The sequence below is a fragment of the Pleomorphomonas diazotrophica genome, assembly GCF_002844595.1.
Classification (GTDB): Bacteria; Pseudomonadota; Alphaproteobacteria; order Rhizobiales; family Pleomorphomonadaceae; genus Pleomorphomonas; species Pleomorphomonas diazotrophica.
This window is the reverse complement of sequence record NZ_PJNW01000002.1, coordinates 678,731-703,912: the sequence shown is the minus strand read 5'-3', so window position 1 is coordinate 703,912 and position 25,182 is coordinate 678,731. Positions and strand designations below refer to the sequence as shown.

Genomic DNA, 25,182 nt, shown 5'->3' with positions numbered 1-25,182 from the left:
ATAGGATGATGAGGGCCCCCTTTTCCAGGAACGCTCCGCGACGACAGAGAGCGCCGATCCGCCTCAATGGACCAATGGCGTTGCCTCGACAATCAACCGGAAGCGGTCGCGAACGCCGGGCGGCACGACGGCACCCGGTGCGATCTCGGCCACGCCAAACGAACGGCGCACGATGCCTCGCGCTTCTTCCAGGGAGCCGATCACGCCGAGCCCCATCATCTGAAGCGCGGCGTTGCCGAGCGCGGAGGTCTCGACTGGCCCGGCGCTGACCGGAATGCCGCAGGCATCGGCCGTCAGCTGGTTGAGAAGACCGTTCTTCGACCCACCGCCGATAATGTGTATGCGCGTGAGCGGTCGACCGGTCAGCGTTTCGAGTTCGTCCTTCACACGCGCATAGTCGAGCGCGAGGCTATCGAACACCGTTCGAGCCACCGCGCCGAGCCCTTCCGGCACCGGTTCGCCATGTTCGGCGGCCAGCGCCTGAATGGCGGCGGTCATGGAGGCGGGGTTGAGAAAGCGCGGGTCATCGGGGTTGATCAGGCTCGCCCAGGCAGGTGCCGCCGCAGCGGCCGCCACCAGGTCGCCAAAGGCCGGCTCACCGAACTCCTTGCGGACCCTTTGAACGAGCCAGAGACCCATGAGGTTCTTCAATACGCGATAGCGACGGCAAACGCCGCCTTCGTTGCCGATGTTGAAGCCGAGCGCCCGTTCGTCCACATAGGGAACCGAGCTTTCGAGCCCCATCAGCGACCATGTTCCCGACGACAGGAAGGCCTCATCGGGTCCGTTCAGCGGGGCGACCGCCACGGCCGAGGCGGTATCGTGGCCGCCGGGCGCGATGACCAGAACCGGCCGCTTCCCCTCGCGGCCGATCATCGGACCCAACACGGTTCCGGGCTCCACCGGTTTCTTCATGAGGCCCGGCCGCACGCCTGCGAGTTTCAAAAGGTCCGCGTCCCAATCCCGCGTCTCCAGCGACAGAAGCTGAGAGGTGGTAGAAATCGAGTACTCATTGGCGATCACGCCGGACAGGCGAAAATGCAGGTAGTCGGGCGTGAACAGCAGGTGCCGCGCAGCCGAGAGCCAATCCGGATGCTGCTTCGCCGTGGCCCGCAACTGATAGAGCGTATTGTAGGGCTGGAAATGGATGCCCGTGCGCCGATAGATCTCGGCAGCCGGCATGATCGCCGTCACCTCGTCGATCAGTCCGACGGTACGATCGTCGCGATAGGCGACCGAAAGCCCGATCTGGCGCAGACTCTCGTCCAGCAACACATAATCGACGCCCCAGGTGTCGCAGCCGACGCTGTCGATGGGGGCCATCCCATCCGCCCTGTCGATCCCGAGGCGGATCTCTCGAACGATCGCTTCGCTGTCCCAGCAGTCATGACCAGTTGCCGGATCGACGCCGAGCGGCGTCTCGAAGCGATGCGCTTCGGTCAACTCGATACGCTCGCCGTTGAACGCTGCCAGCATGACGCGACCGCTGCCGGCGCCGACATCCACCGCGGCGACATGCGTCGGCCCCTTCTCGCGTGACATCGCAGACTCCTCCCCTATCCCGGTGATGAACCTAGTTTCGCAAGGCTGTCACCGTCAACGAGAGTCGTCGTTTCTCAGCAGAAAGTATCAATACTTTGCAGAATGGATCACCGTTAGGCCGCAGCGTGACGCAACGCCCATCCAAAATCCCAATCAGATCACCCAGGTGAAGGCGGAATAGTCGCGTTCCGTGAGCATCTGATCCATGTTGCGAGCCGGGTTCTCGGGAGCATCGCCAACAATAATGCGGGCCGGCGTGCCGACCGCCGTCGAATGGGCAGGCACGGCGGTCGTCACCAGCGAACCGGCGGCGATCTTGGAATAGGCGCCGATCTCGACCGGTCCGAAGATCTGGGCGCCGGCACCGATCATCACGCCGGTCCGGATGGTCGGGTGGCGCTTGCCGGTATGCGTGCCGGTGCCGCCCAGCGTCACGTCCTGAAGGATGGAGACCTCGTCGTCGATCTCGGTCGTCTCACCGATCACCACGCCGGTCGCATGATCGATGAAGATGCCCTGCCCGATCGTCGCGCCGGGATGAATGTCGGTCTGGAACACCGACGACGAGCGGCTCTGCAACACCAGCGCCATGTCGCGCCGGCCGGCCCGCCAGAGATGATGGGCGATACGGTGCGTCTCGATGGCGGAGAATCCCTTGAAGAACAGGAAGGGTTCGATCAGCCGGCCCGATGCGGGGTCGCGTTCGACCACCGCCTTGAGGTCAGAGTGCACGGCGTCAAGGATCGCAGGCTCGGCGTCGATCACCCGCAGCACCGTCCGAGAGATCATTTCGGGCGACAACTCGTCCCCGGCAAGACGCTGACCGAGGCGGCTGGCAAGCGCGGTTGCCAGATCAGGCTGTTCGAGAATGGTGGAGACGAGAAGCGAGGTCAGCGCCGGCTCGCGAGCCATGGCGGCCTCGGCTTCGCCCTTGAGACGATGCCAATAGAGATCGATAGCTGCCGAACGGTTGCCGGCGACCTCGCCCGTCCACAGTCTCGGCGCCCTGTCCATGGCCTTCACTCACACAGATAACTTGATGGGTCAGCGGAATTTTATACGAAAGTCGCAGCCACGCCAAAGCATGGGCTTGTGATCGAACGTCGGCCAATGGAAGTTTGTTCCATAGGCGTCGATTTTATTGGAAATCGCTTCCAAGGCCATCGGTTTCCGGAGACGCTGATACCCTGGACTGAGCCAATGGCTGGAAATGGCGGCGCTGACGACGGAACGTCTCGACGAGATAGCGCCGGCAGGCGGCGATGGCAGCAATCGATGTCGCTCCGGGGTGACCGATCAGCCAATAGGTTCGCGAAAAGCTCACCTCCGGCAGCACTCGAACAAGCGTTGGTGCACCGAGCGCCATGAAGTCGTGCAGCACGCCGACGCCCGCCCCGGCTGAGATCGCCTCGAACTGACTGGTCGCACCGGCACAGCGGTAGAGCCGCTTGGAATAGGCCTGCAACGTGGCGGCATAATCGAGCGCCGACGAGTATGTATAGTCGTCGATACCAGTGACGAGGCGGTGACCGGCGAGATCGCCGAGGCTGGCGGGGATGCCGTGGTTGGCGAGGTAACTCTCCGCCGCATAGACACCGAGCGTATAATCGACGAGCCGCGTGGCAACGAGGCGGCCCGTCGTCGGGCGCGACAACTCAATGACAAGATCGGCCTCTCGACGCGACACCGAGAACTTCACCGGCAGCGGAACCAGCTCCACGATGATTCCCGGATGCTGCGCCGCGAACAACCCCAACTCGCGCGCCAGAAAGCTGTTGCCGAGACCGTCGGGCGCGCCAATGCGAACGGTACCGGTAATCTCGGTCTCCCCTGACGACACCGCAGCCAGCGCCGCCCGCGTCTCGATCTCGATGCGCTCGGCCAGCGGGATCAGCCGTTCGCCGGCCTCCGTCAGCACGCAGCCCGTCGGCCGCCGCTCGAACAGCGCTGTGCCGAGCTCGGCCTCCAAACCATCGAGACGGCGCGCCACCGTCGTGTGATTGACACCGAGCCGGCGGGCCGCAGCCGAGAGTTGTCCGCCACGCGCCACAGCCAGAAAGACGCGGAAGTGATCCCAATCCATGTCTGCACATTAATGCACAATGCTTGTCCAAGCCAGCATATTGCCGCGCAACAGCCTCTGGTTCATCATCACCTCCAGCGAGCATCGCATGCATGCTCAACCGGAGGGAAATAAGGGAAATGACGACAACCATCGGCCACTTCATCGACGGCAGCCATGTCTCTCCCAACTCGGGCCGTACGACCCCGGTGTTCAATCCCGCCACCGGCGCCGAGACCGGGCGTGTGGCGTTGGCCAACGAAGCGGAGGTGCGGACCGCCGTCGAGGCGGCCAAGGCGGCCCAGCCGCGCTGGGCGGCAACGACGCCCCTGCGGCGCGCCCGCATCCTCAACCGTTTCCTGGGCATCATGGAACAGCGGGCCGGCGAGCTTGCCTCCGTCATCACTGCCGAGCACGGCAAGGTGCTGAGCGACGCGCGCGGCGAGATCCAGCGCGGCATCGAGGTGGTGGAGTTCGCCATCGCCGCGCCCGAACTTCTGAAGGGCGAGTTCTCGGAAAACGTCGGCACCGGCGTCGACAGCCATTCGCTGCGCCAGCCGCTCGGGGTCGTCGCCGGCATCACGCCCTTCAACTTCCCAGCCATGGTGCCGATGTGGATGTTCCCGGTGGCGCTCGCCTGTGGCAACGCCTTCATCCTGAAGCCCTCGGAACGCTGCCCCAGCGCGTCATTGCTGATCGCCGACTGGCTGACCGAGGCGGGCCTCCCGAAGGGCGTCTTCCAGGTCGTTCATGGCGACAAGGTCGCCGTCGACGCCCTGCTCCACGATCGCGACGTATCCGCCATCAGTTTCGTCGGCTCGACGCCGATCGCCCGCTACATTTACGAGACGGCGACCAGGAACGGCAAGCGCTGCCAGGCGCTGGGCGGCGCCAAGAACCATATGGTCATCATGCCCGACGCCGATCTCGACCAGGCGGCCGACGCCCTCATGGGCGCCGCCTATGGATCCGCCGGCGAGCGTTGCATGGCCATCTCCATCGCGCTGCCGGTCGGCAAGGCGACGGCCGACGCGCTCGTCGAAAAGCTCGCCGAACGGGCCAAGAAGCTGGTCATCGGCGCCGGCACCGACAAAGCGTCGGAAATGGGTCCGCTGGTGTCGAAGCCGCATCTGGAAAAGGTGCGCGGCTATGTCGACAGCGGCGTCGCCGAGGGCGCAACGCTGGTGCTCGACGGCCGCGGTTTCGTCAGTCCAGGCGCCGAGAACGGCTATTTCCTGGGCGCCACGCTGTTCGACAACGTCAGCCCGGACATGCGCATCTATCGCGAGGAAATCTTCGGCCCGGTACTCGGCATCGTCCGCGTCGACGATTTCGACGCTGCCGTCCGCCTGATCAACGAGCATGAGTTCGGCAACGGCGCCGCCATCTTCACCCGCGACGGCGACAGCGCGCGCGAGTTCACCACCCGCATCCAGGCCGGCATGGTCGGCGTCAACGTGCCGATCCCCGTTCCCATGGCCTTCCACTCCTTCGGCGGCTGGAAGGCGTCGCTCTTCGGCGACCACCACATGCACGGCTCGGAAGGCGTGCGCTTCTACACCCGCCTCAAGACGGTGACGAGTCGCTGGCCCACCGGCATTCGTGCCGGCGCCGACTTCATCATGCCGACCATGGAGTGATCAGAACGGGCTGAGCGGGGCGGTCATGCGCCGCCCATCCCGCCCTGGCAGGTGGGACAGGAAGTTGGCAAAGATCTGATAGCCGCGTTCGGTCAGCACGCTTTCGGGGTGAAACTGCACACCGAAGGTCGGATGCTCCACGTGTTCGATGGCCATCACATCGCCGCCGTTAGTCCAGGCAGTGACGCGAAGCGGCGTGGCAGGCAGAACATTGACGGCCAGCGAGTGATAGCGCCCAACTGTCAAGGGGTCTGGAAGCCCTGCGAAAAGGCCTGTTCCTCCGTGGGTAATCAGCGAGGATCGTCCATGCATCGGCTCGCGTGTCGGAACGATCGCCGCTCCGAAGGCGGCTCCGATGCATTGATGGCCGAGGCAGATGCCGAGGATCGGCAACCGTCCCGAAAACAACCGCACGGCATCCGTCGAAACGCCGGCTTCACGCGGGCCGCAGGGGCCGGGACTGACGACTAGGGCCTCCATGTCAAGTCCCGCCAGATCATCCAAATCGACCGCGTTGTTGCGCAGCACGCTCACCTCTTCGCCGAGCTCCAGGAGATAGCGAGCGACATTGCCGACGAAGCTGTCGTAGTTGTCGAGGACGACGATCATGCCGGCCTCCGGAAGGCGTCGATCAGCCGCCTCGCCTTCAGCTCCGCCTCCTCGAACTCGGCCGCCGGGTCGGACAACAGCGTGATGCCGCCACCGGCCCCGAGCGAGGCTCGCCCGCCGGCGAAGGTCGCGGTGCGGATGGCGATATTGAAGTCGGCCGAGCCATCGAAACCGAAGTAGCCGATCGCCCCGCAGTAGATGTCACGGGGAACCCTCTCCAACTCGGCTATGATCTCCATCGCCCGGATCTTCGGCGCACCGGTGATCGACCCGCCCGGAAAGACGGCGGCAAGCGCGTCCACGGCCGACCTGTCGTCACGGAGCTCGCCTGTTACCACCGATACGAGATGATGCAGCGACGCGTAGGTCTCGACGGCGCAAAGGCTGGGCACCCTCACCGTATGCGGCTTGCAGACGCCAGAAAGATCGGAACGCAGGAGATCGACGATCATCACGTTCTCCGCCCTGTCCTTCTCCGAAGCGGCGAGCGCCGCGGCACGTGCGGCATCTTCGGCGGGACCGGCGGCACGGCGCGCCGTGCCCTTGATCGGACGCGTCTCGACCTGGCGGCCGCGCACCTCGATCAGCCGCTCCGGCGATGATGAGGCAATCTGCATCTCGCCGTGGTCGACAAAGGCCGCAAAGGGCGCGGGATTGGCGGCACGCAATGCCCGATAATACCCCCAGGCGTCGAAACCAGGCGGCAGGGTCGTCCCGATGCGGCGAGCGATATTGGCCTGGAAGATGTCACCGGCAAGGATGTAATCGCGGGTGCGCGCGACGGCCGCCTCATAACCGGCCCGGTCGAGGTTGGCCCGGAAGATCGGGCTGCCGAGGCCTATGAAAGGTTGCTCGGCCGGTGCCGGCCCCTCGATCAACGCGAGAAACTGCTCGGCGCGTTCGCGTGCCCGCTTGTCGCGTTTGTCCGCCTCCTCTGCCGGCCAGCCGGTGGAGATGAGAAACGCGCGCCCGGCCGCAAGGTCGCAGGTGACCACCACGTCGTAGAAGTGCATCTCCAGCTCGGCGATGCCTTCGGTCGACGCCGGCATAGACGGCAGATGCTCCAGCAACCGGCCGAACTCGTAGGCGACATGGCCGATGGCCCCGCCCTGAAAAGGCGGCAAGCCGGCTACCGGTGCCTGGCGATAGAGCGCCAGACGGCGGTCGAGTTCGGCCAGCGCCCGGCGGCCCGTCGATCGAGGATCGTTTGGCTGCCGCGCTATCTCCTCGCCGTTCCAGAAGACCCGCCCGTCGGCAACCCGGAACGTCGCGAAAGGGTCGGCTGCCAGAAAAGCATGGCGACCGAGGACCTCGCCGGCCAGCGCGCTGTCGAGAAAGGCAAAGCGCGGCAGCGGGCGAAGCCGCCCGGCTATGGCCATCGGGTCCGGACAGTCGAGGGCGGTGACGATCATCTAGCATCCACACGCGATAACAATAGATCGGTACGGTATAACGCTTATCACAAGCATCTGAAACCATTTATGATTTGCATTCTCAACAATTCCTCATAACGCTCGACAGCGTAGACTTTGGACGTATAACAGCCGCCATGTCAGTCCGCCGCATCCTTGTTCCCACAACCGTCTTTGCCAGCGTCGCCGCGATCTGGTGGCTGGCCGGCCGAGCAGGATGGACCAATGCCTATCTGTTGCCAGCCCCTTCGGCAGTGGTTGACGCCCTATCCGAACTCACCGCCTCGGGCATTCTGTTGAAACACACCCTGGTCAGCCTCCAGCGCGTGCTTCTCGGCTTTGCCCTATCGGTGGCTCTGGCGCTGCCGCTCGCCGTCTTGATGTCAACGAGCCGGCCGTGCCGGGCCGTGCTCGATCCGCTTCTCGAGTTCCTTCGTCAGGTGCCGCCGCTGGCCCTTATCCCTCTCCTGATCCTTTGGCTCGGCATCGGTGAGGCTCAGAAGCTCGGAATTATCGTTCTGGCCTCCTTTTTCCCGGTATTTCTTGGTTTTCGAGGTGGCATCTCCGGCGTCGATCCGAAGCTGATCGAGGTGGGTCGCATCGCCGGCCTGGCAAGACGCGAAATCCTGTGGCGCATCGTACTGCCCTCGGCGCTTCCCGAACTGGTCGTGGGGCTTCGGATCAGCCTCGGTTACAGCTGGCGGGCGCTTGTCGGGGCCGAACTGATCGCCTCGTCGGCCGGCCTCGGCTACATGATCATCGACGCCGAGAACCTCGCCCGCACCGATATCGTGCTCGCCGGCATCCTGGTGATCGGCGCCATCGGCCTTCTGTCCGACCTCCTGCTGCGCATCGCCATCAGCCGTGTCTTCCCATGGCTGTCGGCCGACCTGGAGGCCGCCCGTGCTTGAGCTCAGCGACGTGAGCCGCCATTACCAGGTCGCAGGTCGTACTCTCTCCGCCGTCGACGGCGTGACGGAGCATTTTCCGGCCGGCTCGATCACCACGATTGTGGGACGCTCCGGCTGTGGCAAAACCACCCTTCTGCGGTTGCTCGCCGGACTTACCGAGCCGAGCTCGGGCGAGGTTCGGCGCGACCCTTCTGACCAAGTTGGCGTCGTTTTCCAGGAAGCACGCCTGATGCCCTGGCTCGACGTCGCCGACAATGTCGCATTTCCGTTGATAGGCAGGCTCGATCGCGGCGAAGTTGCCGCCCGCGTCGAGGAAGCTCTGATGCTCGTTGGCCTCGCGGAAACGCGACGCGCCCTGCCCGTCCAGCTTTCCGGTGGCATGGCGCAGCGCGTCGCCATCGCCCGCGCCTTGGCGCAGCAACCCGACATCCTGCTCCTCGACGAACCTTTCTCGGCCCTCGATGCGTTCACCCGGCGCAAGCTGCAACGCACGCTCGTCGATATCTGGCAGGCGCGTCGCCGCACGGTGGTGCTGGTCACCCACGACGTCGAAGAAGCCGTGCTGCTCGGCGAACGCGTCATCGAGATGGAGACCGGCCGTGTCGTCGGCCGGGTCGCCATCGATCTGCCGTTTCCTCGCGAAGCCACCGATCCAGCCGTGGTCGATCACCGCCGAAACATCCTTGCCCGCCTCGTAGGTGGCACCGATCCGCTCCCTTAGGTAGACCATTCAGGAGGATACAATGAAACCGTTCGTCCGCCTCGCGCTCGCAGCCGCCTGCGTCGCCGGCACGCTCTCATCCGCTGTCGCCGCCGATCCGGCAACGCTGCGCGTCACCTACGTCACAGCGCCGTTCAATGTGCCGTCGATCGTTGAGAGGCACGAAGGCATTCTGGAAGTCGACTTTGGTGCCAAGGGCATAAAAATCGAGCGGCCCGAGATCACATCGGGCGCCAAGCAGACCGAAGCCATCGCCGCCGGAGCCATCGACGTGGCCTCCGTGCTGGGGGGCGCCTCGGCCATCCTCGCCAAGGCCAATGGTGTCGACATCCGCGTCATTGCCGTCTATGCGCGGTCGCCGAAGGCCTTTGCCCTGATGACCCGAACGGATGGTCCTGCCGCTCTCGCCGATCTCAAGGGCAAGAAGATCGCTGGCCCCAAGGGAACGACGCTGCACCAGCTCCTCGTTGCCGCGCTCGCCTCCGCCGGCCTGACCATCAATGACGTAGACTACATCAACATGGACCTGCCGACGGCCCGCGCCGCCCTGCTCTCCGGTGAGATCGACGTTGCGACGCTGGCCGGCAACAATGCCATCGCCGTTGAGAAGGCCGGCGGCAAAACGCTGACCACCGGCGAGGGGTTGATCCACCCGACCACGGTGATGGCCGCCGCAGGAGAGTTTATCGACGCCCATCCGGACCTCGTCGAAGCCTATCTTGCTGCGCATCGCAAGGCGCTCGACTTCCTCGCCACCAAGCCCGACGAGGCGCTGAAGATCGCCGCCGAGGAACAGAAAATCTCGATCGAAGACGCCAAAGCGCAACTGCCGCTCTACGACTTCACACCGACATTGACCGATGCCGACGTCGCCAATCTCGAGGCCGACCAGACCTTCATGGTCGACAACGGTATGCTGCCAAAGGATCGGGCGATCGATATCCGCAAGAATCTCGTTGCGCCCATCGCTTTCTCAACGAAGTAACGCAACGGGGCTCGCCGAACACGATCGCGTGCACGGCACGCTTCGTAAATGATCCGACCTTGCGTGACCGCATCGTCGTGCCTATGCTTTTGAGTGCCGCCTTCATGGCGGCGAACGTTCTCGGGGCGGGGTGAAACTCCCCACCGGCGGTAATCGTGCGACAGCGCGTCAGCCCGCGAGCGCCTACTTCTTTTGGGAGTAGGGTCAGCAGACCCGGTGTGATTCCGGGGCCGACGGTATAGTCCGGATGGTAGAGAACGGCTGACGCCACACGTGCGTCCTCCTGACCGGAGGCGCGCGTTATTGTGCGTTCGCTTGCGCCCCAAGTGCGTTCGATCGATGGATCGAGGATCGCATGGGCGCACGACACGACGAAACGACACCTTCTCTTGCCCCCGGCATCATCGCCGACGCCTTTGCGCGCGCCATTGCCGCTGCGACCGATTACGCCGGTGCCACCTCCCCCAACCCGCCAGTCGGCTGCGTCCTTCTCGATGCGTTCGGCGACGTTCTCGCGGTCGAGGCCCACCGCAAGGCGGGCGATCTCCACGCCGAGGCGCGTGCCATCGCCGCCTCTCGGGCAGCCGGCACGATCGACCGCATCCACACCGTCGTCGTCACGCTGGAACCTTGCAACCATCACGGCCGCACGCCCCCGTGCGCCGAGGCGATCCTGGCAACATCGGCCCGCGAAGTGTGGATTGCCGAGACCGATCCTAACCCGCACGTCGAAGGCGGAGGGGCAGTGCGCCTCGCCGCGGCCGGCCTCACCGTCCGCTTCCTCAAAGAGCTCAACCATCCGGATAACGCGCATCTCGTCGCCGAGGCCGAGCGCCTTATCGCGCCCTTCGCCAAATGGACGACGACCGGCCTGCCCTTCGTCACGGTCAAACAGGCCCTCGACGAAACGGGCTCAATGATCCCGCCCAAGGGCCAGCGCACCTTCACCTCGGAAACGTCGCTGACGCTCGCCCATCGCATGCGCCGCCGGGCCGACGCCATCCTCACCGGCAATGCCACCATCCTGGCCGACAACCCGGAGTTTACCGTCCGTCGCCTTCCCGATCATCCGGGCAAGGCCCGCATCCTCGCCATCCTTGATCGTACGGAGCGCGTGCCGGCCGACTATCTCGCCGAGGCGGCTCGACGAGGCCTCAGACCGATGCTGTTTGCCGACATCGGCGATGCCCTCGCCCATCTTGGCAGCGAAGGCGTCCATGAGGTGCTGGTCGAGGCGGGGCCGACGCTGACTGACGCCATCCTTTCCACCGACATCTGGGACGAGCACGTCGCCATCAAGAAGAGCGGCGATGGTAGTCCCGATCACATCACCACTTCCCGAAACCACACCAAGAAAGGCTGAAGTTCCCATGTTTTCCGGCATCATTGCCCGAACCGTTGCAGTCAAAACGGCCGAAGCCACCGGTGGCTCGCTGATCGCCATCATCCCCACCGGCTGGTCCGATCTCGAGCTTGGCGAGAGCATCGCCGTCAACGGCGTCTGCCTCACCGTGACGGAGATGGACGAGGCGGGCACGGCCCGCTTCTTCCTGTCTCCCGAAACGCTGTCGCGCTCCAACCTTGGCCGTCTCGCGACGGGCTCGGTGGTCAACCTCGAACGCTCGGTGGCGCTCGCCGACCGTCTCTCTGGTCACATGGTCCAGGGCCACGTCGACGGCAAGGCGACGCTCATTGCAGTGACACCCGACAGCGACGCCCGACGCCTGGAGTTCGACCTGCCCACAGAGCTCGCCCGCTATTGCGTCGAGAAGGGTTCGATCTCGCTCAACGGCATCAGCCTCACCATCAACACGATCGAGCCGGCGGCCAATGGCGCCCGCATCGGCATCACCATCATCCCCCACACCTGGGACCACACCAACCTGTCGGCCGCCGCCCTCGGCGACGAGATCAACGTCGAGGTCGACGTCATCGCCAAATATGTGGAGGCTCTATGCAAGCCCTATCTCGCGCACTGAGCCGGCTGAAGGCCGGCGGCATGGTCCTGTTGGTCGATGACGAGGACCGGGAGAACGAGGGCGACCTCGTGGTTGCCGCCGAGTTCGCAACGCCCGACGCCATCGCCTTCATGGCCAAGAAGGCCTGCGGCTTGATCTGCCTGGCGCTGCCCGGCGAACAGATCGACCGGCTCGGCCTCAATCCCATGGTGGCGATGAACCGCGCCCGCCGCTCAACCGCCTTCACCGTCTCCATTGAGGCACGCGACGGCATCACCACCGGCATATCGGCCTATGATCGAGCGCACACCATCCGCGTCGCTGCCGACCCGGCGGTGGCTCCGGGCGCCATCGTCTCGCCCGGCCACGTCTTCCCGCTGCGTGCGGCCGACGGCGGCGTATTGGCCCGCGACGGCCATACTGAAGGGGCGATCGATCTCGTTCGTCTCGCTGGTCTCTCGCCCGCCGCGGTCATCTGCGAGGTGATGGGCGAAAGCGGCCACATGGCACGCCGGCCGGAACTCGACCAGTTTGCCAGGGAGCACGACATACCCGTGCTCACAATCGCCGAACTCGTCGAGTATCGCTGGGCGACCGAGCGGCTGGTTGAGGAGGTGGCGAGCGCCGACCTTCCGACCGCCTACGCCGACGGCGTGCTGCGCGTCCATGCCTTCCGCGGCCTGATCGATGGCGAGGAGCATCTCGCCATCGTCCGCCGCCCCTTTGGCAAAACGCCCTTGGTGCGTGTCCACTCCGAATGTCTGACCGGCGATGCCCTGGGTTCGCTGCGTTGTGACTGCGGTCCGCAGCTCCATGAGGCGCAGCGGCTGATCTCCGAGGATCCCGAGGGCGGCGTTGTCGTCTACCTGCGTGGCCAGGAGGGGCGCGGCATCGGCCTTGCCAACAAGATCCGCGCCTATGCGCTGCAGGACGGCGGCCTCGACACGCTCGACGCCAACACTGCTCTCGGCTTGCCGGCCGACGCTCGCCACTACGGCATCGCCGCGCAGATCCTGAAGGCGCTGCGCATCGAACGCCTGCGGCTTCTCTCCAACAACCCGGCCAAGGCCGACGCGCTCACCGGCTATGGCATCGACGTCGCCGGACGGGTGCCGCTCGTCATCCCGCCCAACCCCTTCAACCGCAACTATCTCGCCACCAAGGGCAAGCGCTTCGGCCACAGCCTTTGCCAGCACGACTCCTGAGGAACCCATGACTTCGTCCCCCACCCCGCCCCGCCTGGCCGTCATCGTCAGCCGCTTCAACCCGGAGGTGACCGAAGGTCTCCTCACCGGTGCTCGCGGCGAGCTTGAGGAACGCGGCGTTCCGCTTCTCGACACCGATGTGTTCCATGCGCCCGGCGCCTTCGAGATTCCGCTCCTCGCCCAGACTCTGGCGAAGAGTGGCCGCTATGCCGGCGTGATCTGCCTCGGTTGCGTCATCAAGGGCGACACAGCGCATTTCGAGTTCATCAGTCTTGGCGCCGCCACCGGGCTGATGCAGGCGACGCTCGCCACCGGCGTGCCGATCACCTTCGGCATTCTCACCACCTACACCGATGAGCAAGCCTTGATCCGCAGCCGCAATGATGCCGCCAACAAGGGGCGCGAAGCCGCCGCCGCCTGCGTCGAGGCCTTGGCGACGTTGGAGAAGATCAAGGCCGCCTGACACCTGAAATGAAAACGGCGGCCCCTTCGGACCGCCGCCTTCATTGGTCCGGTTCAGCAAGTCTCAGTCGAGGCCGAGCTTGCCGCGCAGGGTCGACAGGTCCTCGGCCAGTGTATTGACCGCCGCCGCCAGCACCTTTCGGTCATCCTCGGTGAGCTTGTCGTAGGTGACGTAGCCCTCGCCGTCCTTGTACTTGGCGAGCGTCGTGTCGACGGTGGCAAAGTTGGCGTCCACCGTCTTCAGGAAGTCGGCCTCCTTCTCGGCAATCAGCGGCCGTACCAGATCGACGATCTTGCGGGCGCCGTCGAAGTTGCCGCGGAAGTCCCAAAGGTCGGTGTGGCTGTAGCGATCTTCCTCGCCGGAAATCTTGGTGGCCGCCACTTCTTCCATCAGCACGGCGGCGCCACCCACCACCTTCTCCGGCGGGAAGGTCAGCGAGGCGATGCGCCCCTCGAGCTCCTTGACGTCGGCGAGCAGCTTGTCGGCGACCGGCGCGAGGCCTTCGGCCGAGTTCTTCTCCCACAGGCCGTACTCGATGCGGTGGAAGCCGGGAAACTCAGGATCGGCCTCGGCCTTCTCGTAGTCGTCAGCACGCGAATCGATGGACACGTCGAGGTCGGAGAACAGCTCGGCAATCGGCTCGATCGCCTCATAGGAGAGACGCGTCGGCGCAAACAGAGCCTTGGCCTTGTCCACCTCTCCCGCCTTGACGGCCGCCGTGAAGGCCGTGGTGTCCTCGACGAGCTTGGCCACCTTTTCCGAGACATAGATCTTGTACTCGGCGATCGGCTCGACGAGGTCGAGGCTTGCCTCCTGGGCAAAGGCGCCGGATGAAAGAACGAGCGCCAGCGCCGAGGCACCAACGAGGCCGGAAATACGCATTTCAGTCTCCCTTCAAGAAATGAGGTGGGATCAGGCGCCGCGCGCAGCGGCGATCAACGAGCTGCCGACATAGTCGGAAGCATCGCGAATTCCGGGAAGCGTGTAGAAAAATCCCCCGCCGACAGGCTTGATGTATTCCTCTAGAGGCTCGCCGTTGAGCTTGCGCTGCACGGTGATGAACCCCTGCTCGAGGTTCGCCTGGTAGCAGATGAACAACAGGCCCTGGTCGAGCTGACCTGATCGGGTGACCCCGTTCGAGTAATTGAACGGCCGCCGAAGGATGATGTTGGCTCTCGATGCCTCGTCCCTGGCATTGGCAAGGCGAATGTGAGCATCCATCGGCGTGGCCTTGCCCTCGGGATCGCTGGCGTAGTCGGGCACGTCGAACTCGCTACCCTCCCGGCGGTCGAGTGGTGCGCCCGTCATCTTGGCGCGACCCATGATCCGCTCCTGTTCACCGAACGGCGTTCTATCCCAGCGTTCGACGAAATTTCTGATGATGCGCACGACCTGGTAGCTGCCGCCCGTCGCCCAGGCCGGCTCGCCCTCGTCCGGCCCCACCCAGACCACCCGATCCATCTCCGCGGCATCCGACGAGTCGGGGTTGGCCGAGCCGTCGCGGAAGCCGAGGAAGTTGCGGGCGCTTTCGGCCCGGCCATCCGGACCAGGCGTGATGACCGGCACGTTGCCTTCCTGCTTCCACTTCAGGATCATCTGGCGGCTCGACGCCTTGATGATGTCCCGGAGCGCATGGATGGTCGTGTCCTGGGTGTTGGCGCAGATCTGGATCGACAGATCGCCGTGGCAGATGTCGGCGTCCAGCGCATCGTTGGGAAAGCGCGTCATGCGCGTGAGATGCTTCGGCTTCAACGGCGCGAGCCACGGCCGATCGTCGAACAGCGAGGCGCCGAGCGATAGGGTGATGGTCAGATTGTCGGGCCGCACCACCGGCCCCAGCAAACCGGAGTCGGCCGGAGGCAGCTTCGGATCGAGCATGGGCACCGGACCGCCGACGGTCAGGAAGGCAATGCGCGCCGTCAGGGTGCGGAAGAGCGCCTCAAGCTCATCCGCATCCCTGGCAAGCACATCGAAGCTCGCCACCATGCCGTTGGCCGGGCGCGCGTTGACGACGCCCGCCTGGTGCAGGCCGAGGTGGGGAACACTGTCCTCTGGGCTTGCCGCATTGGCCACCGGCGCGTCGGCGACGGAATGATGCAAGGTTTCGGCGCGGACCACACCGGACAGCGAACCGCCGAGGGCCGTGGCGCCAAACCCGGTCAGCAGCCGGCGGCGGTTGAACGAGTACGAGGAACGTAGGAGGTTTTTGGGGTCGCGCATGTTGCTTACTCCTGACCGAGTGCCGGATTGATCCGGTCGATCGCGTCGGCAAGCGCCATGAAACTGGCGGAGAGCGTCTTCCTGGCATCCGGCGGGACATCGGTGTAGGCGACCGGCGTTCCGGTGCCGCCGAGCTTGCCGATTTCAGCTCTTGTCGCCGCGAAGGCGTCAGTTACTGTCTTGACCGTCTCGGGGGACGCCTCGGCAACCAGCGGCAGAAGCAGCGACACCGGCTTCTCGAGCCCATCGACGGCAGCCGCGAACTCCGCGAGGTCATCGCTCGCATAGAGGCTGTCGCCGGAAATCACCGGCCCCTCAGCCAGTCGGCGTGCCTCGCGTGCCGAGTTGCCCGAGAGATCGGCCGGCTCGAACTTCAAGACCTTCAGTCGATCTCGAAGCGTCGCAGCATCGGCGATGAGCTTGTCCGCAATGGGCTTAAGGCCGGCGACAGAACTCTCCCGCCAGAGGCCGAACTCGATGCGGTGGAAGCCGGTGAAAGCCGGGTCCTGTTCGCGTCCGGCCAAATAGGCGGCCACCGGATCCATGGCATTCTCGATATCGGCGATACGACCGCTGACCGACTCCACGTGCCGATAGGCGACGCGAGCGGCACCGTAAGCGGCTTTCGTCGCCGCGACATCGCCGGCCTCGATGGCGTTCTGAAGCGTCTTGGTCGCTTGGATCATCTGGCCCGACTGCAGCACCAGATACACCTTGTACTCGGACAAGGGGCCGATGAAGGCCTTCAGCGGCGGCTTGGCCTTCTCCGCCTCCGAATGGGCCGAAGCAATCACCGTCAGCTTGCCGCGCGGATTGGAAAGGAGACCGCAGGTGATGTCGTAGCTACCCGGCTTGAGACGCGTGGCAAGTTGTGACCTAAAGCCAGGAGCGATGTTCTCCCGCTCTTCGACCACCATCACGCCATCGAGGATTTCCCACTCGATCGGGCGGTTCGAGGCATTCTCGATCTCGAAGACGCTGCGTCCGGCCGGTACCGTCAGGTCCATCGGCTCGCAACTCTTGTCGCCGACGCGAACAGCGATCGCTCCGGCCTCGACTGGTCGGGCCACTTTCTGGGAAGCCAGGTAGAAGGCGCCGCCGCCGGCAAGCACCAGGATCCCGGCCCCCAAAAGGGCAATCGTCATCAGTCGCGACGACGGGGTGCCATCGCGTTGCGGATCGGGCGAAGACATTCTTACCCCTTTTCGGTCCCGCTCACTGCCGGCCTCAGAAAGGCCGGCCGCTCGGGCTTCAGAAACAGCGTCAGCGTGACCACGAGGAAGAGGACGTAGAGCCCCGCCTCGCCGACCGTCGGCGCTTCCTGATAGTTGAACACGCCGGATAGAACGGTCCCGAGGACACTCGACACCGGCAGTGTGTCGGACAGATCGTAGACGCGTGCTTGCAGGACGTTCCAGACACCCGCCTCATGCAGGCTGCGCAGGCTGGCGGCGGCAAGCCCGGCCGCCACGACCAGAATGAAGATGCCCGTCCAGCGGAAGAACCGCTTGAGATCGAGGCGGATGCCGCCACGGTAGAGTGCATACCCCAACGCGACCGCAACAAGGACGCCCAGAAGAGCGCCAGCCGGCGCAACGGCGCCGGGGCTCTGCTGGAACACGGCGAGCAGGAAGAAGACGGATTCGAGCCCCTCTCGTCCCACGGCGAAGAAGGTCATCCCAATCAGCGCCCAGGTGGCGCCGTTCGGCGCGCGCATCGCGGCGTCGATCGCCCCGTGCAACTCGCCTTTGATCGAACGGGCAGCCCGGCGCATCCAGAACACCATGCTGACCAGAACGACCACCGCCACGAAACCGATGATCGCCTCGAACAGCTCCTGCGCCTTCTGCGGAAACTCGGCCGCCATCAGCTGCAAGGCGGCACCGGCAAACAATGACAGTGCCACGGCCAGAAGCACGCCAACCCAGATGACCGGCAAGAAGGCGCCTCGTCCGGTTTGCTTGAGGTAGCTCGCGATGATTCCGGTCACCAGCGCGGCTTCGATACCCTCGCGCAGCATGATGAGAAACGGCGCCAGCACCCCGGCCTCCTGCCGATCAATAAGATGAGAAATGCTTTCAACATTTATTGTAGGCCTGTCAATAGCATCCTCAGTGTTTTTGCGAGTCATTCGCAAATATGCGTACCAGCGAAGCGGGTCGGCACCACTTGATTCACAACATGAAGAAATATGCATCGCGCCAGACGCATGACTCAGAACATGAAGAGCACCATGCGAAATATGGATTCACAACATTAACAAGATGACGATAAATGTTTAATATCAATATTTTACATATACAATTTAATGTAATCTATTAGGACGACGCCCGCGGTTTGTTCAATCCGGAGATGCCGTGCGGATGAGATCGGCGGACAAGGCCATGTCGTCGGCAAGCGGACGGCCGTCTGCGTAAGGGCCGATGACATGGCGCAGCTGGCGATAAAGACGGTCGGTACCTTCGGCGCGCCCCTCTTGGCGAAACTCGTGAGCCTGGCCGGCAGCCAGCAGCTCTATGCCGAGGATGGCCTCTGCGTTCTCGATCACCGAGAGCGCCTTGAGCGAGGCAGGCGTCGCATGGCTCAGATGGTCCTCCTGCAGCGCCGAGGTGATACCGCCATCGAGGCTCGCCGGCAGCGACAGGCGCCGATTTTCGTTGACCAGCGACACCGCCGCATACTGGGCGATCATGAAGCCGGAACTGACGCCGCTATCGGCGGCAAGGAACGCAGGCAGGCCACTGACCAGAGGATTGACCAGGCGGTCGAGGCGTCGCTCCGACATTGCCGCCACCTCGGCCACGGCGACCGCCAGGTGATCGAGCGCCAGCCCCATGGCTGCGCCGACGGCGTGGGCTTCCGAATGAATCTCAGGCGCCTCCGGTATGCCGACGACGGCAGGGTTGTCCGATACCGAGGCGAGTTCCCGCGACACGATGTCGGCCGCAACGGCGAAAGCGTCGCGTGCTGCCCCATGTACATGTGGCACTGCGCGCATCGACAGCGCATCCTGTGTCTTGCGGCCCGCGCCGGCGGCAATGATGCCACTGCCGGCAAGCCGCTCACGCAACGTCGCACCAACCACCTGCAGCGAGGACGGCGCCCTAAGTGACAGAGCAACCGGATCGAAGGCCGCCGGATTACCCATCAGCGCCTCGATGGTCAGGGCGGCAATGGCGTCGGCCCAGTCCAGCACCCACTTGGCCCGCTTCAACGCCAGCGCTGCCAGCCCGGTGGCGCAAGGAATGCCGTTGACCAGCGACAGTCCTTCCTTGGCCCCGAGCTCCAGCGGAGCGAGACCGGCCGCTGCCAGCGCTTCGGCTCCGGTTACCGTCTTGTCGCCGACCCTCGCGCGACCGGCGCCGATCAACACCAGGGCGATGTGGGCCATATGGCTGAGGTACCCGACCGATCCCTTGGCCGGCACCAGCGGCGCCACGTCGGCATTGAGCAACCCCACCAGGGCCTCGACGACCTCCAGCCTGACGCCGGAATGGCCGAGCGCATAGTTGCTGACGGCGGTCGCCATGATCGCCCGCGTCTCGACGATGCCAAGCGGGGCGCCAATACCGGTGGCATGGCTCATCAGGATGTTGTGCGATAGCTGCCGTTGCAGCGGCCGGTCAACCACGACATCGCAGAGCGCCCCGACACCCGTGTTGACGCCATAGGCGCGAATGCCCTTGTCGACGATCGCTTCGACGACGGCGCGGGCATCGGCGATGCGCCGCTTGGCAGCGTCAGAGAGCCTGAGCCGCGCGCCCTCGGCAACGGCGGCGACCTCGCGCCAGCCGAGATGGGTGTCGACGACGATGTCGCTCATGATGCCCTCAGGCCTGGAAGTTGCCGATGAACTGGCGGAACCGCTCGGACTCGGAGTTGGTGAAGATATCCTCCGGCGCGCCGTCGGCCTCCACGACGCCTTCGTGCAGGAACATCACCCTGTCGGAGACGTTGCGGGCGAAGGCCATCTCGTGCGTGACCACCAGCATGGTGCGCCCCTCTTCGGCGAGCGACCGCATAACCTTCAGCACCTCGCCCACCAGTTCCGGATCGAGCGCCGAGGTCGGTTCGTCGAACAGCAGCGCCTTCGGCTGCATGGCCAGTGCCCGGGCGATGGCGGCACGCTGCTGCTGGCCGCCGGACAGATGGGCCGGATAGTAGTTGCGCCGCTCGGCGAGCCCGACCTTTTCGAGCAGGGCTTCTGCCTCGGCGATGCACTCCGCCTTGGGACGCTTCAGCACGTGCACCGGCCCCTCGATCAGGTTCTGCAGCACCGTCATGTGGGACCAGAGATTGAAGCTCTGGAACACCATGGCGAGTTCGGAGCGGATGCGATCGACCTGCTTGCGATCGGCCGGCACCAGCGATCCAGCCCGGTTCCGTTTCATGGCGATGGTCTCGCCGGCAACGGTGATTTCGCCTTCGTCCGGCGTCTCCAGAAGATTGATGCAGCGCAGGAAGGTGCTCTTTCCGGAGCCGGAGGCACCGAGAATGGAGATCACGTCACCGTCGTTGGCATCGAGCGAGATGCCGCGCAGAACCTCGTGCTGGCCGAAGGACTTGTGAATGTTGCGGACCGAAATTGCCGGTACCGGGGCGTCAGCCATGAACCTCTCCCTGGTGTCCGCCATGGCTTGCCGTAACCGGCCGCTCCCTGAGGTGCGGCGACAGTCGATATTCGACAAGCGCCATCAGGCGGACAATGATGAAATTGATCAGAAGATAGATCAGCGTCGCGACCAGGAACACCTCCATGGTGCGGTAGGTCTGCGAAATCAGACGTTGCGCCGTGCCGGTCACTTCCCAGACGGTGACGAGGCTGGCGAGCGCCGTCGACTTCACCATCAGGATGATCTCGGTCGAATAGGCCGGCAGTGCCTGCCGGATGGCGATCGGCGCGATAATGCGCCGGAACAGCAGCAGGCCGGACATGCCGGCCGCCCTGCCCGCCTCGATCTCTCGGGCCGGCACGGCTTGCAAGCCGCCGCGCATGATCTCGGCCTGATAGCCGGCGGTGCACAAGGCGAGCGCCAGCACGGCGCAGGAGAAGGGATCGCGCAGCACCGGCCAGAACAGGCTGTGGCGCACGGCGGGGAACTGCCCGAGGCCGTAGTAGATCAGAAACATCTGAATGAGCAGCGGCGAGCCGCGGAACACGAACACATAGGCGCGGGCAAAACCCGACAGCAGCAGCCCGCCCGATACCCGGCAATAGGTGATGCCGAGCGCAAAAAGCGCGCCGAGGCTGACGGAACAGGCAAACAGCGCCAGCGTCATCGGCACTGCTTCGACCAGTTTGATGAAGGTGGAAAAGAGGAAGGCGATATCGAAATCCACGGCGTCCTCCCTCTCAGTGGCGGCCGAGACCGTGGCGGAAGCTTCGAGCCACCCGCCGCTCGGCGAAGTTGAAGACGCGGTCGGACAGCGTCGTCAGCACGAGGTAGAGCGCCCCGCCGACGATGAAAAACAAGAAATACTGCTTGGTGGAACCGGCCGCGATCTGCGAGGTCCGCATCAGTTCGGCAAGCCCCGTCACCGACACCAGAGTCGAGTCCTTGAGGCTGAGCTGCCAGACGTTGCCAAGACCGGGCAGTGAAAACCGAAGGATCTGCGGCACCAGGATGCGGCGTAAGCGCAGCAGCGTTCCCATGCCGATCGACCGGGCCGCATCGAGCTCGCCGCGAGACACCGCCTGATAGGCGCCACGATACACCTCCGCCTGATAGGCCCCGGAAATCAGCCCGACGGCGACGGCGCCGGCGAGAAAGGACGGCAGTCCGAGGAAACCCTCGTAGTTGAGCCACCTGCCGACGGCCGTGACCGCCTGCGAGCCACCGAAGTAGACAAGATAGATGATGAGAAGCTCGGGCGCGCCGCGAAACACGGTGGTGTAGGCATCGCCGAGCCAGCGCGCGGGGCGCGAGGCCGACAGCTTGGCCGCCGCGACGACAGCGCCCAGCGCCGCCCCGATGCACAGCGACGCTGCAGTGACTGCCAGCGTCATGCCCATCGCCCACAAGAGGATGCCGCCCCGGCCTTGCTCACCGAAGCCGATCAGGTCAATCCAGGACATCAAGGCTCTCCGTCGGGCGCTCCCGGACCCTTTAGCGGATCATGCCTGAGACGGCTAGATCCGGGAGCTTCCTGTCGTGCATCAGGGAGTGACGTCGACCTTCAGCCACTTCTCCGACAGCTTCTTCACGGTGCCGTCGGCGACGGCGGCCTTGATCGCCTCGTCGAACAGCGCCTTCAGCTCCGGATCGGACTTTCGGATGCCCAAGCCCTCGCCCTCGCCCCAGATCGGACCGGCGATTTCCGGCCCGGTAAAGGCAAGACCGGCATTGTCGGCGCTCTCGAAGGCGCCGAGGAAATAGGTGGCGTCGTCGAAACCGGCATCGATGCGGCCAGCCGACAGATCGAGGTCACGCTCGGCCGAGGTCTTGTATTCCTTGATCTCGGCGACGTCCTTGAAGTTGTCGTAGATGAACTTGGCATAGACGGTCGCCGCCTGGATGCCGATGGTCTTGCCGGTCAGGGCCGTCTTGAGCGGCGCGATCGCCTCGGCGCCGTCCGAGGTGTCGGCCAGCTTGATTACCGAGCCGGTACCGGCGAGGTTGGCAAGTTCACCGTCCTTGGGCGCCGCGAAGACGGCCGGCGTCGCGGCATAGGGAACGGTGAAGTCGATCACCTCCTTGCGCTCCGGCGTGATCGACAGCGCATCCATGATCACGTCGAACTTGCCGGCGTTGAGCGCGGTGATCATGCCATCCCAGTCCTGAGAGATCAGCGTGCACTTCAGCTTGGCATGGGCGCAGAGATACTCGGTGAGGTCCGGCTCGAAGCCGACGATCTTGCCGTTGGCGTCGGTGAGGTTCCAGGGCGCGTAAGCCCCTTCGAGCGCAATGGTGACTTCCGTCCATTCCTTGGCCGACGCCGGCGCGGCCAGCGCGGCAAACAGGGCGGACGCCGCGACGAGATTGCGTATGCTCATGGTGTTCTCCTCTGGTTTTGCGAAGCACTCCGGCTTCTTTCGGATTTCTTCAGGTCCTCACTGCCGATGCCCCAGGGCATTTCACGCCTTGAGACGGGCAAGCGCGGTGGCAAATGCCCGGTCGATTCCTTCTTCCTCGGGGTGGCGGCCGTCCTCGACCAGCCAACGGCCACCGATCATCACGTCGCGCACGAGCGGCCCAACGCCGCCGAAAATCCAGCGGTCGAGAATCGCATCCCCGTCCACTGAAGCGAGATACGGCGAGCGGCCATCCAACACCACCAGATCGGCTCGCGCACCCACAGAAAGACCTGGTTCCGCAACACCTGCGGCCTGAGCGCCACCGGCGAGCGCATGGTCGAACAGGCTTCGACCAACCGAGGCGCCCGGCCGAGCGGCCATCCGGTTACGTCGGCGATCACGCAGCCGCTGACCGTACTCCAGAATGCGCAACTCTTCGGCTACGGACGTGGCCACGTGGCTGTCGGTGCCGATACCGAACCGGCCATCCGCCGCGAGGAACTCGGAACCCGGAAAGATGCCGTCCCCGAGATCGGCCTCGGTGGTCGGACAAAGACCGGCAATGGCGCTCGAATGCGCGATCATAGCCACCTCGGCGTCCGTCACATGCGTGGCATGGACGAGGCACCAGCGATCGTCGACATCGGCGATGTCGTAGAGCCGCTCCACCGGCCGTCGGCCCGAATGGGCAATGGAGGCCTCGACCTCACGCTCCTGTTCGGCCACGTGAATGTGGATCGGCGCATGTCCTGGCACCGTCTTCATGATGGCGGCAATCTCGTCGCCCGTCACGGCCCGAAGCGAGTGAAAGGCGAGACCAAGCCGCGCACCTGCGGCACGACACGGGCCGACGAGGCCGTGAAGCAGCGTCAGGAATCCGTCGACATCGTGGATGAAGCGGCGCTGGCCGGCGGTCGGCGCGGCGCCACCAAAATCGGAATGGGCGTAGAACACCGGCAGCAGCGTCAGGCCGATGCCGGACTGCTCGGCCGCCCACAACATGGCCAGCGACATTTCAGCCGGTTCGGCATAAGGACGTCCGTCGGCTTCGTGATGGAGATAGTGGAACTCGGCGACACGTCCGAAGCCACCCTTCAAAAGCTCCACCTGCAGCTTGGCCGCGATCGCCACGACGTCGTCAGGCGTCAGCAGCGACACCAGCCGATACATTTCCTCGCGCCAGGTCCAGAAACTGTCGTCGCCCTGCCCGGCGACCTCCGTGAGGCCGGCCATGGCGCGCTGGAAGGCATGGGAATGCAGGTTGGCGACCGCCGGGATAACAGGCCCGCCAAGGCACCTGGCACTGCCTGGCGACACCCCTTGCTCCAAGGAAGCGATCCTGCCCTCGACGTCTACCGAAAAAACGACATCCTCGGCCCAGCCATCGATCAGCAAGGCCCTTTCGGCGAAAAGCATTTGATGGTTATCTGCTACCATCTTGTTCGCAAAACCTCGTGCTTGTACATACAAGCACTGTAGAGGAAATTTCCTAGGCCGCAAGCCGAATCCATTCGCCTCTGACTATTTTTGGGGAGTGCCTAGAAAATGAGCGACGTCGGCGAGCGTCAGGGCGGAACTCCCCCGCATTATGCGATGGTCAAGCAGATGATCCTTGGCCGGATCGGCAGTGGCGAATGGCCCGCCCGGCACCGCATTCCTTCCGAAAACGAACTGGTCGCCGCGCTCGGTCTCAGTCGGATGACCATCAACAGGGCGTTGCGCGAGCTGGCGGCCGACGGCGTATTGCTGCGCATTCAGGGGCTGGGCACCTTCGTTGCCGAGGGCAAGAGCCAGACAGCGGTCTTCAAGGTGCGCAACATCGCCGACGAGATCCGCGAGCGTGGCCATGCCCACGCCGCGCAAACGGTGATGAAGGACGAGGTGAAGGCCACGCCGGAGCTTGCCGATGAACTGGGCGTCGAGCTCGGCGCGCCGGTCTTTCACTCGCTCGTCATCCATCTCGAAAACGACATTCCGGTCCAGCTCGAGGATCGACATGTCAATCCGGCCCTCGCCCCCGACTATCTCGCACAGGATTTCTCCGCCCAGACGCCCAACAGCTACCTCAGCGCCGTGGCCCCCTGGACAACGGTCGAGCATACCGTCGAGGCCGTTCTGCCGGCCCCCTGGGAAGCCAGGCTGCTGGCCATCGCTCGCGGCGACCCTTGCCTCTTGATCCGCCGCCGCACCTTCTCCGGCGAGCGGGTCGTCACGTCGGTTCGGCTGTTGATGCCGGGCGGCCGCAGCCGCATCGAAAGCCGGCAAGGCGCGGGCTCCTGAGCCGTTGGTCAACAGCTCGGATCGCACAACCACGCGACCATATACCGTGCCGCTCATCCTGGGATCCGGCAGAATGAAGCCGCTCCGGCGGGAGGTTCCACACTCCTTCCATTCGTTGCATGACACGTAAACCGACAACCTTTAGGATATGACTCGCAA

The 25,182-nt window shown here is 64.6% G+C and carries 24 protein-coding genes and 1 riboswitch; of the genes, 9 read left to right on the top strand and 15 right to left on the bottom strand.

Going from position 1 to position 25,182, the window contains the following annotated elements; genetic code table 11:
* Positions 1-63: 63 nt before the first annotated feature.
* From rhaB to CXZ10_RS04160, 3 genes are all read right to left on the bottom strand, one after another.
* Positions 64-1,542 carry a rhamnulokinase gene (gene rhaB, locus CXZ10_RS04170; RefSeq protein ID WP_101287702.1) on the bottom strand — a complete coding sequence of 493 codons (1,479 nt, stop codon included), beginning with the start codon at positions 1,540-1,542 and terminating at the stop codon, positions 64-66.
* Positions 1,543-1,695: 153 nt separating this feature from the next.
* Complete coding sequence (gene cysE / locus CXZ10_RS04165) at positions 1,696-2,556, bottom strand: serine O-acetyltransferase (RefSeq protein WP_101287700.1); 861 nt, start codon at positions 2,554-2,556, stop codon at positions 1,696-1,698.
* A gap of 124 nt (positions 2,557-2,680) precedes the next feature.
* The gene (locus CXZ10_RS04160; RefSeq protein WP_101287699.1) at positions 2,681-3,625 is read right to left on the bottom strand and encodes a LysR family transcriptional regulator; all 945 of its coding nucleotides are present in this window, start codon (positions 3,623-3,625) and stop codon (positions 2,681-2,683) included.
* 119 nt (positions 3,626-3,744) lie between these two features.
* Here CXZ10_RS04160 and CXZ10_RS04155 point away from each other — a divergent pair, with 119 nt between their 5' ends.
* A complete protein-coding gene (locus tag CXZ10_RS04155; protein WP_101287696.1) occupies positions 3,745-5,244 on the top strand; it encodes a CoA-acylating methylmalonate-semialdehyde dehydrogenase in 1,500 nt (499 codons plus the stop codon).
* On the opposite strand, the gene CXZ10_RS04150 is transcribed toward CXZ10_RS04155, so the two are convergent.
* Together CXZ10_RS04150 and pabB are read right to left on the bottom strand one after the other, a co-directional pair.
* A complete protein-coding gene (locus tag CXZ10_RS04150; RefSeq protein ID WP_101287694.1) occupies positions 5,245-5,853 on the bottom strand; it encodes an anthranilate synthase component II in 609 nt (202 codons plus the stop codon). It lies immediately after the preceding gene.
* On the bottom strand, positions 5,850-7,265 hold the full coding sequence (gene pabB, locus CXZ10_RS04145; protein WP_101287692.1) for an aminodeoxychorismate synthase component I: 1,416 nt from the start codon (positions 7,263-7,265) through the stop codon (positions 5,850-5,852). The genes CXZ10_RS04150 and pabB overlap by 4 nt, the downstream gene beginning before the upstream one ends.
* Positions 7,266-7,402: 137 nt before the next feature.
* On the opposite strand from pabB, the gene CXZ10_RS04140 reads away from it, so the two are divergent.
* The 7 genes from CXZ10_RS04140 (at position 7,403) to ribH (ending at position 13,508) form a co-directional block, all read left to right on the top strand.
* The gene (locus CXZ10_RS04140) at positions 7,403-8,176 is read left to right on the top strand and encodes an ABC transporter permease (RefSeq protein ID WP_101287690.1); all 774 of its coding nucleotides are present in this window, start codon (positions 7,403-7,405) and stop codon (positions 8,174-8,176) included.
* The gene (locus CXZ10_RS04135) at positions 8,169-8,897 is read left to right on the top strand and encodes an ABC transporter ATP-binding protein (RefSeq protein ID WP_210199838.1); all 729 of its coding nucleotides are present in this window, start codon (positions 8,169-8,171) and stop codon (positions 8,895-8,897) included. The genes CXZ10_RS04140 and CXZ10_RS04135 overlap by 8 nt, the downstream gene beginning before the upstream one ends.
* 22 nt (positions 8,898-8,919) lie before the next feature.
* Complete coding sequence (locus tag CXZ10_RS04130) at positions 8,920-9,882, top strand: ABC transporter substrate-binding protein (RefSeq protein ID WP_101287688.1); 963 nt, start codon at positions 8,920-8,922, stop codon at positions 9,880-9,882.
* Between the two features lie 112 nt (positions 9,883-9,994).
* Positions 9,995-10,145: riboswitch (FMN riboswitch) on the top strand.
* Positions 10,146-10,237: 92 nt separating this feature from the next.
* The gene (gene ribD, locus CXZ10_RS04125; RefSeq protein WP_101287686.1) at positions 10,238-11,245 is read left to right on the top strand and encodes a bifunctional diaminohydroxyphosphoribosylaminopyrimidine deaminase/5-amino-6-(5-phosphoribosylamino)uracil reductase RibD; all 1,008 of its coding nucleotides are present in this window, start codon (positions 10,238-10,240) and stop codon (positions 11,243-11,245) included.
* Positions 11,246-11,252: 7 nt separating this feature from the next.
* Positions 11,253-11,861 carry a riboflavin synthase gene (locus CXZ10_RS04120; RefSeq protein WP_101287684.1) on the top strand — a complete coding sequence of 203 codons (609 nt, stop codon included), beginning with the start codon at positions 11,253-11,255 and terminating at the stop codon, positions 11,859-11,861.
* The gene (gene ribB / locus CXZ10_RS04115) at positions 11,837-13,045 is read left to right on the top strand and encodes a 3,4-dihydroxy-2-butanone-4-phosphate synthase (protein WP_101287682.1); all 1,209 of its coding nucleotides are present in this window, start codon (positions 11,837-11,839) and stop codon (positions 13,043-13,045) included. Before CXZ10_RS04120 ends, ribB begins: the two co-directional genes overlap by 25 nt.
* 7 nt (positions 13,046-13,052) lie before the next feature.
* Positions 13,053-13,508, top strand: a complete 456-nt coding sequence (gene ribH, locus CXZ10_RS04110) for a 6,7-dimethyl-8-ribityllumazine synthase (protein WP_101287680.1) — start codon at positions 13,053-13,055, stop codon at positions 13,506-13,508.
* 63 nt (positions 13,509-13,571) lie between these two features.
* On the opposite strand, the gene efeO (CXZ10_RS04105) is transcribed toward ribH, so the two are convergent.
* The 10 genes from efeO (CXZ10_RS04105) to hutF form a co-directional block, all read right to left on the bottom strand.
* Positions 13,572-14,390, bottom strand: coding sequence for an iron uptake system protein EfeO (efeO, locus tag CXZ10_RS04105; RefSeq protein ID WP_101287677.1), 819 nt, complete (start codon positions 14,388-14,390; stop codon positions 13,572-13,574).
* Between the two features lie 30 nt (positions 14,391-14,420).
* Complete coding sequence (gene efeB / locus CXZ10_RS04100) at positions 14,421-15,728, bottom strand: iron uptake transporter deferrochelatase/peroxidase subunit (RefSeq protein WP_101287675.1); 1,308 nt, start codon at positions 15,726-15,728, stop codon at positions 14,421-14,423.
* Between the two features lie 5 nt (positions 15,729-15,733).
* On the bottom strand, positions 15,734-16,921 hold the full coding sequence (efeO, locus tag CXZ10_RS04095; RefSeq protein ID WP_101287673.1) for an iron uptake system protein EfeO: 1,188 nt from the start codon (positions 16,919-16,921) through the stop codon (positions 15,734-15,736).
* A gap of 2 nt (positions 16,922-16,923) precedes the next feature.
* The gene (efeU, locus tag CXZ10_RS04090; protein ID WP_101287671.1) at positions 16,924-17,769 is read right to left on the bottom strand and encodes an iron uptake transporter permease EfeU; all 846 of its coding nucleotides are present in this window, start codon (positions 17,767-17,769) and stop codon (positions 16,924-16,926) included.
* 300 nt (positions 17,770-18,069) lie between these two features.
* Positions 18,070-19,551, bottom strand: coding sequence for an HAL/PAL/TAL family ammonia-lyase (locus CXZ10_RS04085; protein ID WP_101287669.1), 1,482 nt, complete (start codon positions 19,549-19,551; stop codon positions 18,070-18,072).
* Between the two features lie 7 nt (positions 19,552-19,558).
* Entirely contained in the window at positions 19,559-20,338 is a 780-nt protein-coding gene (locus tag CXZ10_RS04080; protein WP_101287666.1) for an ABC transporter ATP-binding protein, read from the bottom strand.
* The gene (locus CXZ10_RS04075; protein WP_101287664.1) at positions 20,331-21,068 is read right to left on the bottom strand and encodes an ABC transporter permease; all 738 of its coding nucleotides are present in this window, start codon (positions 21,066-21,068) and stop codon (positions 20,331-20,333) included. Before CXZ10_RS04075 ends, CXZ10_RS04080 begins: the two co-directional genes overlap by 8 nt.
* Positions 21,069-21,081: 13 nt before the next feature.
* Complete coding sequence (locus tag CXZ10_RS04070; protein ID WP_101287661.1) at positions 21,082-21,804, bottom strand: ABC transporter permease; 723 nt, start codon at positions 21,802-21,804, stop codon at positions 21,082-21,084.
* Between the two features lie 81 nt (positions 21,805-21,885).
* On the bottom strand, positions 21,886-22,722 hold the full coding sequence (locus CXZ10_RS04065) for a transporter substrate-binding domain-containing protein (protein ID WP_101287659.1): 837 nt from the start codon (positions 22,720-22,722) through the stop codon (positions 21,886-21,888).
* Positions 22,723-22,803: 81 nt separating this feature from the next.
* Positions 22,804-24,180 carry a formimidoylglutamate deiminase gene (gene hutF / locus CXZ10_RS04060; protein ID WP_101287656.1) on the bottom strand — a complete coding sequence of 459 codons (1,377 nt, stop codon included), beginning with the start codon at positions 24,178-24,180 and terminating at the stop codon, positions 22,804-22,806.
* 108 nt (positions 24,181-24,288) lie between these two features.
* Here hutF and hutC point away from each other — a divergent pair, with 108 nt between their 5' ends.
* Positions 24,289-25,023 (top strand): histidine utilization transcriptional repressor HutC, encoded by a 735-nt coding sequence (hutC, locus tag CXZ10_RS04055; protein ID WP_101287654.1) that lies wholly within the window; start codon positions 24,289-24,291, stop codon positions 25,021-25,023.
* Positions 25,024-25,182: the final 159 nt, after the last annotated feature.